Below are 15015 nucleotides of genomic sequence, written 5' to 3' on the forward strand. Positions count from 1 at the left end.
GCAATCGGCGTCACCGCACGGTCGCGCCACATCGCGGCCCGTTCGCGTTACGCCCGCGCCGGCTCTCCGCGCGGCCCGGCCTGGTCGCCGGCGCCGCGCCGCGGCGAATCGAGCAAGCCCTTCGCGAGTTCCAGCGCCTGCCGCTCGAACAGCCGGCGGTAGACCCCGCCGTCGAGCCGGATCAACGCGTCGTGGTTGCCTTCCTCGATCACTTTGCCGCGGTCGAGCACGAGCAGGCGGTCGAGCGAGCGCACCGTCGACAGCCGGTGCGCAACCACGAGCGTCGTGCGGCCCACCATCAACCGCTCCATCGCCTGCTGGATCAGCACCTCGCTTTCGCTGTCGAGGCTCGACGTCGCTTCGTCGAGGATCAGGATCGGCGCATCCGCGAGGAACGCGCGCGCGATCGCGACGCGCTGGCGTTCGCCGCCCGACAGCTTGATCCCGCGTTCGCCGACGAGCGTGTCGTAACCGTCCGGCAGCGCCGCGATGAAGTCGTGCGCGCTTGCGAGCCGCGCGGCGCGCTCGATCTCCGCACGGCTCGCGCCGGGGCGTGCATACGCGATGTTCTCCGCGAGCGTGCGGTGGAACAGCACGGGCTCCTGCTGGACGATCGCGATCTGGCTGCGCAACGAATCCTGCCGCACCTGCGCGATGTCCTGGCCGTCGATCGTGATGCGGCCGCCCGACACGTCGTACAGGCGCTGGATCAGCTTGATGAACGTCGTCTTGCCCGACCCGGAATGACCGACGAGGCCGACGCGTTCGCCGGGCGCGATGCGCATCGAGAAGTCGTCGTACAGCGGCACCGGATGGTTGCCGTAGCGGAACGTCACGTGCTCGAAGCGGATCTCGCCGCGCTCGATCCGGATCGCGGGCGCGCCGGGGCGATCGTCGATGCCGAGCGGCTGGCGCTCGAGCGCGACGAGTTCTTCCATGTCGTTGACCGAGCGCTGCAGGTTGCGGATGTGCATGCCGACGTCGCGCAGGTAGCCCTGCAGCATGAAGAACATCGTCAGCGAGAATGCGATGTCGCCGACGCTCGCTTCGTCGTTCGCCCAGAGCCGCAGCGCGACGCCGATCATCGCCGCCTGCATCGCGACGAGCATCGCGCCCTGCAGGCCGCCGTTGAACGTGCCGCGCACCCACGTGCGGCGCGTGCGCTGACGCCACTTGCCGATCACGCGCGCCAGCCGCGCTTCCTCGCGCGCTTCCGCGCCGAATGCCTTGACGACGGCGTTGCAGCTGACCGCATCGGCGAGCGCACCGCCCATTCGCGTGTCCCACATGTTGCCGAGCCGCGCGGCCGGCGCGACGATGCCGAGCGACACGGCGACCGTCACCGAGATGTACAGCAGCGAGCCCGCGCCGACGACGACGCCCATCACCGGCCAGTGCGAGCCGAGCAGCACGGTCGCGCCGACGAGCATCGTGACCGACGGCAGCAGCGCGATCAGCACGGTGTCGTTCAGCAGGTCGAGCGCCCAGATGCCGCGCGTGATCTTGCGCACGGTCGAGCCCGCGAAGCTGTTCGCGTGCCAGTCGGTCGAAAAGCGCTGCACGCGATGGAACGATGCGGCGGCGATCTCGCTCATCATTTTCAGCGTGAGCGTGATGATGTTCAGATAGACGCCCTGCCGCAGCAGCGTCGCGCCGATGCCGAGCGCGGCCAGCGCGCCGAACGCGGTCACGGCCGCGTGCCACGCGGCGGCGCGGTCGGTCGAGCCGGATGACAGCGCATCGACGAGGCGCCCGGCGAACAGCGGCGTGAGCACGTCGGCGAGCGCGCCGAGCAGCGCCAGTGCCGCGATCGCCGCGATGCGCACCGGCTGCTTGCGCCAGTAGCGGAACGTAAAGCCGAAGACGGCCTGGAAAGCGTGGCCGCCCAGATGGGTGGTTTTTCTGGTCATGTATCGTTGCCCGGCGCATCGCGCGACGGGACTTTCCGGTTCGGAGAACGTCGAAAACACAACAGCCGGCCCGCACGGACTTCGCGGACGCAATGAAACGGGCTGTCGGGAATGGCGCGGGCTGGCGTGCTAACCGGTAAGCCGGTGACGCACTCGGGAGCCGGCGCGGACGACGGGCGGAATCAGCCGCGTCGTGGGACCACGTTCGGGAAGGCTGCTGGCATTCGGAACATCTGCACCTCCCTGAAGTGAATGGTTGAAAGGACGCCGAAATGGCGTGAACGGATTTTATCAGCAGGGCGCGGCGCGCCGCAATGTCTGACGAATACGGCGTTGCAGCGTCGATACGGTGCAGATGTTCGACGTTTCGGCCCTCTTTCGTTCGCACGTTCGCACGTTCGCACGTTGGCGCGTTCCGCGCTGCGGTGCCGCACGGGCCGGCCGCCCGCATCGATTACACTTCGCGGTTGCGCGCGGGCCGGAGCGGCCTCGCGGATTCACCCCGATACATTCCCGAGGAAACGATGAGCGACGTTCAGCAAGGCATCCTGGCTCCGATCGACACGGCGGCCCGATACCTGACTTTCACGATTTCGAACAACGGCAATGTCGCCGCGGCGCTGAAGGCGTTGCGCGAACTCGTCGACGGGCGCGGCGCGGTCGCGGGTTTCGGACACGCACTGGCCGCTCACCTCGGGCGCCCGGTGCCGGGCCTCACCGAATATCCGGCATTCGCGGTGAACGACCGCACGCTGCCGCGCACGCCGGCCGACGTGTGGGTGTGGCTGCGCGGCGACGATCGCGGCGATCTCGTGCTGCGATCGCGCGCAATCGAGCGCGCACTCGCGCCCGCATTCGCGCTGCAGGACGTGGTCGACGGCTTCCGCTACTCGAACGATCGCGACCTGTCCGGCTACGAGGACGGCACCGAAAACCCGACCGGCGACGACGCGCTGGCCGCCGCGATCGTCGCCGGACAGGGCGCGGGACTCGACGGTTCGAGCTTCGTCGCGGTCCAGCAGTGGCTGCACGATTTCGACCAGATGGAGCGCATCGCTTCCGGCGACATGGATCACATCATCGGCCGCCGCCGCTCGGACAATGAGGAACTCGACGATGCGCCCGAGTTTGCGCACGTGAAGCGCACCGCGCAGGAAAGCTTCGAGCCGGAAGCGTTCATGCTGCGCCGTTCGTCGCCGTGGGCCGATGCGCGCCGCGCCGGGCTTTATTTCGTCGCGTTCGGCGCGTCGTTCCGCGCGTTCGACGTGCAGATGCGCCGGATGAGCGGCGCCGACGACGGCATCGTCGACGGCCTGTTCCGCTTCACGCGGCCGCTGACCGGCGCGTATTTCTGGTGCCCGCCGGTGAAGGACGGCAAGCTGGATCTGTCCGCGCTCGGACTGTAAGCGCCGCACCTCGTCCGCCAACGGGCGGGCCGCGCATCGTGCGCGGCCCGCCCGTTTTGCTTGTTGCGTGCCGGCGTGCCGCTTGCGACGCTCGGCCCGCGGCGTGTCAGGCCAGCGTCGTTTCGATCGGCGTGCCGCGCTTGATGAACAGCGTCACCGGCGTCTTCTCGCAAATTTCCGCGAGGCGCTGGCGCTGCGCGTCGTCGAGCGGGCCCTCGAGCGTCACCACGCGGCGCACGTACTGCTGGCCTTCGCGATCGGCATGCAGTTCGGTACGCACGTCGATGTGCACGGCCGGCCACGTCTTGCGCTGCATATACATGCGCAGCGTCGCGGCCGTGCACTGCGCGAGGCCGGCAAGCACGAGCTCGAACGGCGCCGGACCGAGCCCCTGGCCGCCTTCGCGCGGCGCTTCGTCGCCGGTCAGCGCATGCGTGCCGGCCTGTAGCTGGACAACGTAGTTCGGCGCGTCGGCGGCGAGGACGGCGGCAGCGTGGATGAGCGGCATGGCAAATCTCCGGTAAGCGGGAAGGAAGGGCCGCGTCGGCGCGCGGCATGTCGGCCGTCAGCATACCGTCTCGCCGGAAAACGCGGGCGCAGCGCGTTGCGGCGACACGCGACGCGATCAGTCGGCGCTGGCGCCGACACTGCGGCGCACGAGGGTGGCGACGCGTTCGCGCACCCACTGGTGTGCGCGGTCGGTTTCGCGTGTTTCGTGCCAGTACGCGAGCAGCGGAAAAGGCTTGAGCCGCAGCGGCAGCGGTTGCACCGCGATCGGCAGCATCGCGGCCATGCGCAATGCATACGTGCGCGGCAGCGTCAGCAACAGGTCACCCGTGGCGGCGATCTGGCATGCGGCGAAATAGTGCTGGCAGACAAGTTGGATATGACGGAACCGTCCGTCGTTGCCGAGCAGCACGTCGAGCGATTGCGGTTCGCCGAGCGACGACACCGCGATATGCCGGGCGGCGAAATAGTCGCCGCGCCGCAGCGGGCCGCTCATCAGCGGATGATCGTGCCGCATCGCGACGACGAGCGAATCGTCGAGCAGGTGCTCGGTCGCGATGCGCGGCCCGGTCGGCACGCGGCGATCGACCGCGACATCGAGGTTGCCCGATGCAAGTTCGCGCTCGATGTCGTGCACCGCGACGCGGCGGCTCACGAAGCGCAGGCCCGGCGCTTCGTCCGCGAACGCAGCGACGATCCGCGGTAGCGCAATCGATTCCAGCACGTCGCGAATGCCGACCGCGATGCTCAGGTCGAGTTTCGCCGGATCGAATGCGGCCGGGTCGCGCGCGGCGCGTTGCAGGCCGGCAAGATGAAGCTGCACGTCGGCGATCATCGTGCGTGTGCGTTCGGTCGGCACGATGCGGTTGCCCTGGCGCACGAACAGCGGATCGTCGAAGTGCGTGCGCAACCGGTTGAGTGCATGCGTGACGGCCGGCTGCGTCAGGTGCAGCGCGCGGGCGGCCGCACCGATGCCGCCGTGCACGTAGATGGCGTCGAACACGCGGAACAGGTTCAGGTCGAGACGATGATCGGCGGGCACGGGGGTGAGCGGAAGTGGGAACGTTGCCGATTCTAGAGCGATTGGATCGTGTTGGCCGAAAACGCCGGTACGCGCACGATCGAACGCGCATCGTGCCGTCCATTCGCGTCAATTTCCCCGGTTCCGGATTACGACAACGTTTGCGCTGAATCGATTCGATAATTTATTGGTCATTTGCAGCGGTTCAGTGCATTTCCCGGTGTATTGGCGAAAGCTGTTTAATAATCTTTAAAAAGATGAGATCGGGATGCGCCGTTTGTCTTTAATTTTGCAAAAGACTGTACGATTTTTCGCATTCTGCCGGGCGGATTATTTGACGCGACCGGAATGAGCGCTCCATTAAATAGCTCGGCGCGTTGTGCGATCGGGCCTGTATCAATCCGCCACAACCCTGTCGCGATCGGCCAGTTTCCAAGCGGGTTTCGGTTTAAAGATATGATGCGGACGCTTTTTCAAGCACAGAGAAGCGCATCGATCAAATAAAAAGCGCGTTTGAGAGAAGTGGGCAGGAAATACGGGGGCTTGGCAAGTGAATGCTGGTGAACAACGGGCGGTTGTCGTCTTTTTGAGTGCGGGTTTCTCGCTGGCCCAGGCCGCGTACATGATCGAGGCGTTCAACCTCGCCAATCGCCTGATGCCTGTGGGGCCGGGTTATCAAGTGACGTTCGTGTCGGCCAGCGGCGGGCTGTTGCCGTCGTCGTCCGGTGTGCAGGTGACGACCGACAAGTTCGACGATGCCCACGTGCAGCGCGTGCACGCGTTTTTTCATCTTCACGGCGATCATCTGCTGTTCGGATGGACCGAAGCATTGCTTCTCCGGTTTCGTGCGGTGCACGCGCATGCCCGGTGGCTCGCGGACGACGTGGAAATACCCGCGACCGTCGTGTCAAATCGCGCCGGCGTACGGCAGCCCGCCGCGTCGATAGTGAGCTTCGTGTCCGCGGCGGACCGTGCCGACGAGCCGGCCAGACGCACGGACGTGCGGGCGGTTCTGCTGGAATTGTTCAGACATGAACTCGGCGCGCTCGCGGCCGATGAAATCGAACGGCACGTTTACCGCGATTCCGGCGACCTTATCGGGCCTTCGGCCGAGTGGTCGATGCGCGAACTTGCCGCGAGCCAGCCGATTCGCATGGCGATGCAGTTGCTGCGTGCGGGCAGTGCCGGGCGGATCTCGATCGTCGAGATCGCACAGGCCGTCGCGATGAGCGAGCGCAACTTTCTGCGACGCTTCAAGAAGGAAGTCGGCGCGACGCCGACGGAATTCATCTTGAGCATTCGTCTGGAGCGCGCACGCCACATGCTGATCCACACCACGTTGCCCGCGGACAAGATTGCACGGCGCACCGGCCTCGGCAACGGCGAGCGTCTTGCGAAGCTGTTCCGGCAACACATTGCGCTGTCGCCCACCGAATTTCGTGTCATCGAGCGGCAGCGGATCGCGAAGGCGGGCATCGAGCCGTCTTGCCCGGCGACGCCAAGCCGCGCGCACGACACACGCTCGTGCGAGCCCACGAGCGGACGATCGATCGCTCACGTGCGGTATTGCAGAGGCGCGACGATTCGATCGAAACGCGATGACGCGGCGGGGCCCGAAATCGCGTGCGTTACGCCGCACGTTACGCGGCGCGTAACGTAACAACGATCGCGTGACGCACCGCGCACATCGATTCAGCCGACATCGAATTCATGAAGGGCGTCGCGCAATCCACGGATTTCACAAGGTTTTCCATCCGATAAAGAGGGGGCTCCGATCCCCGTTTGCGACGGTGGCACGATTTCTGCTTATTCAGACGCGTGCCGCAGTATTTAACATCAATAACATCAGACCAATCATGAATTCGATTCCGACTTTCGGTATCGGCGCCGGGGAATTGCCGTCGATGCCATCCAATCTCCTTGCACGCAGCAGGTGGGCAATCCCGCGTATGCAGCAGCATCAGGGCGCGCGTCCCTGATTTAATCACCGACCGTATCAGCGCTTACGCCGGTTGTTGTGGCAAGGGCGACTGCATATTCGCTCGTCGCCATTGCGGACGTCATGCCGCGACAGCCGGGCTGAATCAATAACGTGAAATCGTCGCTCTCCGCGTCATGGAGAGCGATAAATAGGAATCCTATATGGCGAACGGCGGACGAGCGGATTTTCGAGTGCCGTCGCGCGCAGTTGGGGAAGGTTCGGGCGATGGAGTGCGCGTCGGCATGCCGGCGCTGCGGATCACGTCGTGAACGCGGGGGCAAGATGAGCAAGACGTCACATTTCGAATACAGGTCGGTCGGACCCGGTGTCAACGGGGTCGTCGCCCGCACGGTCGATCTGATGCTGATCGTATTCGGTGCGGCGCTGGCAGCGCATTTCCGGTTTGACGCGGTCGCGAATGCCCGGCTCGACGCGTCGGTCGTTGCGTTCTCGAGCGCCTTTTCGTTGATGTTGTTTCCGACGTTCGGCGTGTACCAGTCGTGGCGAGGGCGCTCGCTGTTCCGGTTGGCGGGGCAACTGGCGCTGGCGTGGCTGATCGCGCAGGGCGGCGCGCTGGTGGTGACGTTTACGCTTCACAAGTCGGAGTCCGTGTCGCGGTTGTGGTTTGCGTACTGGACCGGCATGACCGGCGCGGCGCTGATCACTGTGAGGCTCGTCGTGCACACGATGTTGCGCCGGCTGCGGCATGCGGGGATGAACCTGCGATCGGTTGCGGTCGTCGGGCGCGGCGAGTATTGCCGTCGCGTAATCGGCACGATCGAGCGGTCGCCCGCGAGCGGGTTTCGCGCCGCTGCGGTGTTCGATGTGGATTCCGTCGCGCGCGGCGCGGTGGCGGGTATTCCGGCGTTCGAGGACGAAGCGGCATTCATCGCGTATGTGCGCCAGCAGGGCATGCGCGAACTGTGGCTCGCGCTGCCGCTGTCGGAGGAACGCACGATTCTGCGCTTCGTATCCGAATTCCGCGACGAGCTCGTGAATATCCGCTTCATGCCGGACGTCAGCGCGTTGTCGCTGTTCGACAGCGCGCTGACGGACGTGCTGGGCGTACCGGCGATCAATCTTGCCGCATCGCCGCTGCCGCCGCATGCGCTGCTCAGCAAGGAGATTTTCGATCGATGCTTCGCGGCACTCGCGCTCGTGGCGCTGCTGCCGTTGATGCTGATCATCGCGATCGCCGTCAAGGCGACATCGCGCGGGCCGGTGTTTTTCAGGCAGCGCCGCAAGGGCGCGGACGGGCGCGTGTTCAGCATCTACAAATTTCGCACGATGCGGCTGCACACGGAGCAGCCGGGCGTCGTCAGGCAGGCGACCCGCCACGATGCGCGGATCACGCGAGTGGGGCGATTCCTGCGCCGCACGAGTCTCGACGAGTTGCCGCAGTTCATCAACGTGCTGCAAGGCGACATGTCGGTCGTCGGCCCGCGCCCGCACGCGCTGGAGCATGACGAGTTGTACCGCAAGGTCGTCGATCGCTACATCCAGCGCTACCGGATCAAGCCGGGCATTACCGGCTGGGCGCAGGTCAACGGCTATCGAGGGGAAACCGATCGGATCGAGAAGATGCAGGGGCGGGTCGAGCACGATCTCTATTACCTGCAGAACTGGTCGTTCGGGCTGGATATGCGGATTGTGGGCGCGACGATTCTGAAGGGGTTTGTGGGGGGCAATGCGTATTGATTGCATGGCGGCGGCGAGGGCGTCGTGCGGGGCGAGAGGCCGCTGGAGTGACGGAAGGCGGGTGTCTACAAGAGTGTCGATAAATCGAAACCATGAATAAACGAGTGAAACAAGCTGTCCATTCCGGCTCGCCAGGCCTGCGCGGTCGCTGGACCACAATGCTCGTCGCGGGTGCCTGTCTGGTGTTGTCGGGGTGCGCCGCTGCGCCGGGGATGCGCATGACCGGACCGGCCACGCTCGCGGTATCCGGCGGGGACGGAGCGCCGGCTGAGTCGATGCAGATTCCGATCGAGGAAATCAACGCGACACTGATTCGCCAACTCCGCGCGGCGGCCAGCGCCGACGACGGCGAGCGTTTGAGATCGCTCGTCGGCAAGGCTCAACCCTATACCCTCGGCGCAGGCGATGTCCTTCAGATCACGGTCTGGGATCATCCGGAATTGACGCAGGCGCAGGGCGCGCCGCAGCAGACCAACGGACGCCCGTTCGATCCGCCTCAGGGTTTCGTCGTCGACAACGGCGGCAACGTGCAGGTGCCGTATGCGGGGAACGTGCAGGTCGCGGGTCTCACGGTCGACGGCGCACGCAAGGCGATCACGACGGCGATGGCGCGTTACTTCGTCACGCCGAAGGTCATGGTCAGGGTCGCGTCGTTCAGGGCGAAGCAAATCTACGTCGACGGCGAAGTCCGTACGCCTGGCAATGTTCCGATCAACGACATTCCGATGACGCTGTTCGAGGCGGTCAATCGCGCGGGCGGGTTCGCCCCCACGGCCGATCAGAGTCGTTTGGTTCTCGTGCGCGACGGGGTGTCGTATCCGCTCGACCTCCCGGGCATGCTCGCACGCAACGTGAATCCTGCGTCGATTCCGCTCCGCGATGGCGATTTGCTACGAGTCGTGCCGCGCGAAGACAACGGTGTGTACGTGATGGGCGAAGTGAGCAAGCCGGTGACGGCGTTGCCGCTGCGAACCGGCAAGCTGACTTTGAGCGACGCACTGTCGCAGGCCGGCAGCCTCAACAGCACGAGCGCCGACGCCGCGCAACTCTACGTGATCCGCGGCGCGCAGGGCGAGACGCCGCAGGTCTATCACCTGGATGCGCGTTCGCCGGTATCGATGGTGCTGGCGAACCAGTTCGAGTTGCGGCCGAAAGACGTGGTTTATGTCGACGGGAACGGGCTCGTCCGATTCAGCCGGGTTCTGAGCTTGCTGCTGCCCGCCATCAACGCAGGCCTTACCGCGGCAATCGTCTCGAAATGATTCGGCATTTGCTCATCGTTTGCCATGGCAACGTGTGTCGCAGCCCGATGGCGCAGGGCTTGTTCCAGCGCCTGCTGCCCGGGGTGTCGGTTTCGTCGGCAGGCCTGCAGGCCAGGAACGGCATGGCGATCGATCCGGTTGCAGCCGCGCTGCTGAAGTCGCGTGAAATCGACATGTCGGCGCATCGTGCGAGACGTCTCGACGAACGCATGTGCAGCGCGGCGGACCTGATTCTCGTGATGGAGCTCGAGCAACGCAAGGCGATCGAGCGATTCCACCCCGCATCGCGAGGGCGCATCTATCGCATTGCCGAAGCCTTTCCCTCCGATGTGGCCGATCCGTACCGGCGGTCACAACGCAGCTACGACTATGCGCTGACGCTGATCGAACACGGCGTCAACGACTGGGTCGAGCGCATCGGCAACCTGATCGAACGAGACCGTTGAGCCGTCCGGCTCGCCAGCCCAAGGATATCGGCAGTCACCATGAACTCTATGAAAGCACCCTCCCATTTCCCGCGAGACGCGGACGAAGTCGACATTCGCGGCATCGCCGACATGATGATCAAGAACGTCAGGATCATCGGCATCGTCGCGTGCGTGTTCGTGCTGTTCGGTGGCCTGTATGCGCTCGTCGCGAAGCCCGTCTACAGCGTCGACATCGTCGTGCAGGTCGAGAGCAACGGCGCGGACATGATGGGCGGCGCGGCAGGTAGTCTCGTCGGTGGTCTCAGCTCGCTATTCGACGTGAAGTCGACGGATGACGGCGAAATGGAAATCCTGAGATCCAGGCTCGTGACCGAGCCTGTCGTCGTCGATCAGCGCCTGGCCATCGAAGCGACGCCGAATCATTTCCCGATCATCGGAGCGGTGATTGCACGCTTCAACAAGAAGCTTTCCACGCCGGGACTGTTCGGGATGGGCGGGTTCGTATGGGGTGGCGAACGCATTTCGGTGTCGACATTCGAGGTGCCGCGGGATTTCCTCGAGGACCGGTTTTTCGTGACCTTCCTTGGCGACGGGCGCTTTCGTCTTTCGGGGAGCGACCTGGACGCCGAAGCAACAGGCCGGATCGGCGTGCCGCTGCATGTCGGCACGCCGGCCGGCGACGTGACGCTGACGGTCGCGGCGATCGAAGCGCGCCCGGGTGCTCAATTCGTCGTCAAGGCATTCTCGAAACAGAAGATGCTGACGAAACTGCAGAAGGCGTTGACCATCACCGAAAAGGGCAAGGACCAGTCCGGCGTCATCGGCGTCACATATGAGAACGACGACCCCGTTCTGGGCGCCGGCGTGCTCAACGAAATCGCCGACAACTACGTCCGCCAGAATGCCGACCGGAAGGCAGCGACAGCCGAGAAATCGTTGAGATTCCTGACCGAGCAGGTACCGGACGTCGAGAAGCAATTGCGCGCGGTCGAGGATCGCTTGAACGCTTACCAGACGAAGCACGAAGTAATCGATCTGAGCGAGCAGGCGAAAGCGATGCTCAATCAGTCGGTCACGGCGCAGACGTCGTTGTTCGAACTGGAGCAGAAGCGCAAAGCGTTGGCGTCGGTCTACACCCCGGAGCACCCTCAACTCGCGTCGCTCGATCAGCAGATTGCCGCGGCCAAGGCCAACGTGGGCACGTTCAATGACGCAATCCAGCGGCTGCCCGATGCGCAACAGAACATCGTCCGGTTGCGACGGGACGTTACCGTGCAAACGGAGATCTATGTCGGGCTGCTGAACAGCATTCAACAGTTGCGGCTCGCGACGGCGAGCAAGATCGGCAACGTGCGCGTGATCGACCACGCGATCGTTCCGGATCAGCCGGTGTGGCCGAAGCCGCTGCTCGTGGTCGCACTGGCCGCCGTGATAGGCCTGGTAGTTGGAGCGTGCGTCGCGATCGCGCGGGCAGTGCTGTTCGGCGGCGTGACCGATCCGTCGGAGATCGAGCGTGACGCCGACCTGAACGTGATTGCGACCATTCCTCTCAGCCCCGTTCAGCGCCAGCTTACGCGGGTCGGGACGGGTGCGAGCCAGGACGCGGCGATTCTGGCGCTGGCCCGGCCGCACGAGCCGGCGGTCGAGGCGTTGCGAAGCCTGTGCACTGCGTTGCAGTTCCTGCTGCTCGATCGGCCAAAAAACAACGTGGTTCTCGTCACGGGGCCGGCTGCCGGCATCGGAAAGTCCTTCATATCGGCAAACGTCGCGGCGCTCCTCGGTCAATCGAACAAGCGTGTGCTGCTGATCGATGGCGATCTGCGGCGCGGGCGCCTGGCCAAGGATTTCGGGACTCGGTCCGCGCCCGGATTGTCGAGCGTCCTGCGCGGCGAAGCAGTACTCGATCAGGCGATCGTGCGCGGCGTGTCGCCACACGTCGATTTCCTGCCGACGGGCCCGCGCGTAGGGCAGCCGGTTGAACTCTTCGCATCCAACGACCTTGCCGTGGTGGTCTCCGAAGTCTCACATCGCTACGACATCGTTCTGCTCGATGCGCCGCCGCTGCTCCCGGTCACCGACGCGACGGTGTTTGCGCGGTACGCGGGCACGATCCTGCTCGCAGCCCGTTCCGGCATGACCACCCAGGGCGAGATCCTGGAGTCGGTGAAGCGGATCGAGCGCGTCGGCGCGACGGTAACGGGCGTGGTGTTCAACGGTTTCCGGCCGGGGCTGCGCTCCGCGCAATACGGCAACTACGGTGCGTATGCGTACGAAGGCGCCGAGGCGGAAACGCGTGTCGAGCGGATGTGAGCTGTCCAGGGAGAAGCCGATGACGATCCGTCATGAAAACATTCTCGTCACTTTCGGCACGCGGCCGGAAGCCATCAAGATGGCGCCCCTCGTGCGACGCCTGAAATCGCTCGCCGGCGTGCGATGCGCGGTATGCGTGACCGCACAGCATCGGCAAATGCTCGATCAGGCGCTCGACCTGTTCGACATCGTTCCAGACTTCGATCTGGACCTGATGCGTGATGGGCAGACGCTCGGCAACCTCACCGGTCAAATCCTGACGACGCTCGATCCGGTTCTCGAGTCGCTCAGGCCGGATCTGGTGCTCGTGCATGGCGACACGACGACGACGCTTGGCGCTTCGCTGGCAGCCTATTACCGCCGCATTCCCGTCGGGCACGTGGAGGCCGGGCTTCGCACGGGCAACTTGTATGCACCATGGCCGGAGGAGGCCAACCGGAAAATGACCGGCACGCTTGCGCTGCATCATTTCGCGCCGACCGAGACGTCCAGGTCGAATCTGCTGTCCGAAGGCGTGGCTGCCGAACGGATTCACGTAACGGGCAACACGGTCATTGACGCATTGCTGACGGTGACGGAGCGGCTGTCACGTGAGCCTGATTTGGCCGAGCGGATGCGTGCTGCATTTCCGTTCCTCGGCGACGAGCGTCGAATGATCCTGGTCACGGGGCACCGGCGCGAGAATTTCGGCCGGGGCTTCGAACAGATCTGCACCGCGCTGGCGACGATCGCGACGCGTTTTCCAGAGTGCCGGATCGTCTATCCGATGCATTTGAACCCGAATGTCCGCGAGCCGGTGACGCGCCTGCTCGGCGATATCGACAACATCGTGTTGATCGAACCGCAGGAATATCTGCAATTCGTCTATCTGATGAGCCGCGCATGGCTGATCCTGACCGATTCGGGAGGCATTCAGGAGGAAGCGCCGTCGCTGGGCAAGCCGGTGCTCGTGATGCGCGATACGACGGAGCGCCCGGAGGCGGTTGCGGCTGGAACGGTTCGTCTGGTGGGCACCGACGCGAGTCGGCTGGTCAGCGAGGTCACGCAGCTGTGGGAGTGCCCCGACGTGTACGACTCGATGAGCCGGGCGCACAACCCGTACGGCGACGGCCGCGCAAGCGAGCGCATCGTCGAACTGCTGACGGCTCGCACGTCCGACGCCCGCACGGCGGTAGCGGCGGCCGGCCGGTTTGCATGAACCCTATTCCCAATACAGCGAGATCCATCCATGTCCTTCGATGTCATTTCCGTAATCGGGCTCGGCTACATCGGCTTGCCGACCGCCGCCGCATTCGCGGCGCGACGTAAAACGGTGGTCGGTGTCGACGTCAATCGCGCAACGGTCGATACGATCAATCGCGGCGACGTGCATATCGTCGAGCCGGAACTCGACATGCTGGTGCGTGCAGCCGTGACGCAGGGACATCTGCGGGCGACCGAGACGATCGAGCCGGCCGACGCCTTTCTGATCGCGGTTCCGACGCCGTTCGGTGCAGGACACAAGCCGGATCTGAGCCACGTCGAGGCGGCGAGCCGTGCGATAGGCCCCGTCCTGAAGAAAGGCGATCTCGTCGTGCTTGAATCGACGTCACCGGTCGGCACGACGGAAAAGATCGCTTCCTGGCTCGCGGCCATGCGACCCGATCTGACGTTTCCGCAACAGGCCGGCGAGCAGTCCGATATCCGGATTGCGCACTGCCCGGAGCGCGTGTTGCCCGGACATGTGATTCGCGAACTGGTGGAAAACGATCGTGTGATTGGCGGCATGACGCGACGGTGCAGCGAGCAGGCCGCGGAACTGTATCGGGTCTTCGTGCGCGGCGAGTGCGTATTGACGGATGCGCGTACAGCCGAAATGTGCAAGCTGACCGAGAACTCGTTCCGCGACGTCAATATCGCGTTCGCGAATGAGTTGTCGGTGATCTGTGAGTCGCTGGACATCAACGTGTGGGAACTGATCCGCTTGTCGAATCGGCATCCGCGAGTCGACATCCTGCAACCGGGGCCTGGCGTCGGCGGGCACTGCATCGCCGTGGATCCGTGGTTCATCGTCGATTCCGCTCCGGAGCACGCACGGCTTATCCGTACGGCGCGAACCGTCAACGACGACAAGCCGAACCACGTACTGGACCGGATCGAGCATGTCGCGAAACGCTTTCGCGAGCCGGTGATCGCGTGCTTCGGGCTCGCGTTCAAGGCCGACATAGACGATCTGCGCGAAAGTCCCGCCGTCGGCATCGTCGGCGAGCTGGCGAATCGCGAGATCGGGCAGGTCATCGCAGTCGAGCCGAACATCCGGCAGCTTCCCGCGTCGCTGGAAGGGCGTGTAATGCTCGGCGAAGTTGCCGATGCGCTCGCGCGCGCCGATATCGTGGTGATCCTCGTCGATCATCGGCAATTCAAACAGATCGATCCGATGAAGCTGCACACGAAGATCGTGATCGATACGCGCGGGTTGCTCGCGCGCGAGCGGCAGGCAGCGTGATCCGATG

13 protein-coding genes are annotated in these 15015 nt (G+C 64.7%); 8 read left to right on the top strand and 5 right to left on the bottom strand.

Annotation, left to right across the window (positions count from 1 at the left end; genetic code table 11):
* Positions 1-47 precede the first annotated feature (47 nt).
* On the bottom strand, positions 48-1910 hold the full coding sequence (locus tag WK25_RS21590; protein WP_069243491.1) for an ABC transporter ATP-binding protein: 1863 nt from the start codon (positions 1908-1910) through the stop codon (positions 48-50).
* Positions 1911-2434: 524 nt separating this feature from the next.
* On the opposite strand from WK25_RS21590, the gene WK25_RS21595 reads away from it, so the two are divergent.
* A complete protein-coding gene (locus WK25_RS21595) occupies positions 2435-3316 on the top strand; it encodes a Dyp-type peroxidase (protein ID WP_040139295.1) in 882 nt (293 codons plus the stop codon).
* A 106-nt stretch (positions 3317-3422) separates the two neighbouring features.
* Here WK25_RS21595 and WK25_RS21600 read toward each other — a convergent pair whose 3' ends face one another.
* The 4 genes from WK25_RS21600 to WK25_RS32145 form a co-directional block, all read right to left on the bottom strand.
* On the bottom strand, positions 3423-3824 hold the full coding sequence (locus WK25_RS21600; protein ID WP_069242696.1) for an OsmC family protein: 402 nt from the start codon (positions 3822-3824) through the stop codon (positions 3423-3425).
* A 117-nt stretch (positions 3825-3941) separates the two neighbouring features.
* Positions 3942-4865, bottom strand: coding sequence for a LysR family transcriptional regulator (locus tag WK25_RS21605; RefSeq protein ID WP_069242697.1), 924 nt, complete (start codon positions 4863-4865; stop codon positions 3942-3944).
* A gap of 475 nt (positions 4866-5340) precedes the next feature.
* A complete protein-coding gene (locus WK25_RS32140) occupies positions 5341-5649 on the bottom strand; it encodes a hypothetical protein (protein ID WP_226209202.1) in 309 nt (102 codons plus the stop codon).
* A gap of 102 nt (positions 5650-5751) precedes the next feature.
* Complete coding sequence (locus WK25_RS32145; RefSeq protein WP_226209200.1) at positions 5752-5916, bottom strand: hypothetical protein; 165 nt, start codon at positions 5914-5916, stop codon at positions 5752-5754.
* Positions 5917-6069: 153 nt separating this feature from the next.
* On the opposite strand from WK25_RS32145, the gene WK25_RS32150 reads away from it, so the two are divergent.
* The 7 genes from WK25_RS32150 to wecC all read left to right on the top strand — a co-directional run bounded on the left by WK25_RS32150 (position 6070) and on the right by wecC (position 15008).
* Entirely contained in the window at positions 6070-6504 is a 435-nt protein-coding gene (locus WK25_RS32150; RefSeq protein WP_235355494.1) for a helix-turn-helix domain-containing protein, read from the top strand.
* 603 nt (positions 6505-7107) lie between these two features.
* Complete coding sequence (locus WK25_RS21615) at positions 7108-8523, top strand: undecaprenyl-phosphate glucose phosphotransferase (RefSeq protein WP_069242699.1); 1416 nt, start codon at positions 7108-7110, stop codon at positions 8521-8523.
* 218 nt (positions 8524-8741) lie between these two features.
* Positions 8742-9785, top strand: coding sequence for a polysaccharide biosynthesis/export family protein (locus tag WK25_RS21620; protein ID WP_069243492.1), 1044 nt, complete (start codon positions 8742-8744; stop codon positions 9783-9785).
* Complete coding sequence (locus WK25_RS21625) at positions 9782-10231, top strand: low molecular weight protein-tyrosine-phosphatase (RefSeq protein ID WP_069242700.1); 450 nt, start codon at positions 9782-9784, stop codon at positions 10229-10231. The genes WK25_RS21620 and WK25_RS21625 overlap by 4 nt, the downstream gene beginning before the upstream one ends.
* Before the next feature lie 39 nt (positions 10232-10270).
* Positions 10271-12523, top strand: a complete 2253-nt coding sequence (locus WK25_RS21630; protein WP_083253063.1) for a polysaccharide biosynthesis tyrosine autokinase — start codon at positions 10271-10273, stop codon at positions 12521-12523.
* 19 nt (positions 12524-12542) lie between these two features.
* A complete protein-coding gene (gene wecB, locus WK25_RS21635) occupies positions 12543-13721 on the top strand; it encodes a non-hydrolyzing UDP-N-acetylglucosamine 2-epimerase (protein ID WP_069242701.1) in 1179 nt (392 codons plus the stop codon).
* A gap of 30 nt (positions 13722-13751) precedes the next feature.
* A complete protein-coding gene (wecC, locus tag WK25_RS21640) occupies positions 13752-15008 on the top strand; it encodes a UDP-N-acetyl-D-mannosamine dehydrogenase (protein WP_069242702.1) in 1257 nt (418 codons plus the stop codon).
* Positions 15009-15015: the final 7 nt, after the last annotated feature.

Source organism: Burkholderia latens, from assembly GCF_001718795.1.
Lineage (GTDB): Bacteria > Pseudomonadota > Gammaproteobacteria > Burkholderiales > Burkholderiaceae > Burkholderia > Burkholderia latens_A.

Coding starts and splice junctions, on each gene's coding strand:
- WK25_RS32140 (WP_226209202.1), bottom strand. CDS start 5,649: ATGATCGCCGTGAAGATGAAAAAACGCGTGCACGCGCTGCACGTGGGC.
- WK25_RS21630 (WP_083253063.1), top strand. CDS start 10,271: ATGAACTCTATGAAAGCACCCTCCCATTTCCCGCGAGACGCGGACGAA.
- WK25_RS21590 (WP_069243491.1), bottom strand. CDS start 1,910: ATGACCAGAAAAACCACCCATCTGGGCGGCCACGCTTTCCAGGCCGTC.
- WK25_RS32150 (WP_235355494.1), top strand. CDS start 6,070: ATGAGCGAGCGCAACTTTCTGCGACGCTTCAAGAAGGAAGTCGGCGCG.
- WK25_RS21620 (WP_069243492.1), top strand. CDS start 8,742: ATGACCGGACCGGCCACGCTCGCGGTATCCGGCGGGGACGGAGCGCCG.
- wecC (WP_069242702.1), top strand. CDS start 13,752: ATGTCCTTCGATGTCATTTCCGTAATCGGGCTCGGCTACATCGGCTTG.
- WK25_RS21600 (WP_069242696.1), bottom strand. CDS start 3,824: ATGCCGCTCATCCACGCTGCCGCCGTCCTCGCCGCCGACGCGCCGAAC.
- WK25_RS21595 (WP_040139295.1), top strand. CDS start 2,435: ATGAGCGACGTTCAGCAAGGCATCCTGGCTCCGATCGACACGGCGGCC.
- WK25_RS21625 (WP_069242700.1), top strand. CDS start 9,782: ATGATTCGGCATTTGCTCATCGTTTGCCATGGCAACGTGTGTCGCAGC.
- wecB (WP_069242701.1), top strand. CDS start 12,543: ATGACGATCCGTCATGAAAACATTCTCGTCACTTTCGGCACGCGGCCG.
- WK25_RS21615 (WP_069242699.1), top strand. CDS start 7,108: ATGAGCAAGACGTCACATTTCGAATACAGGTCGGTCGGACCCGGTGTC.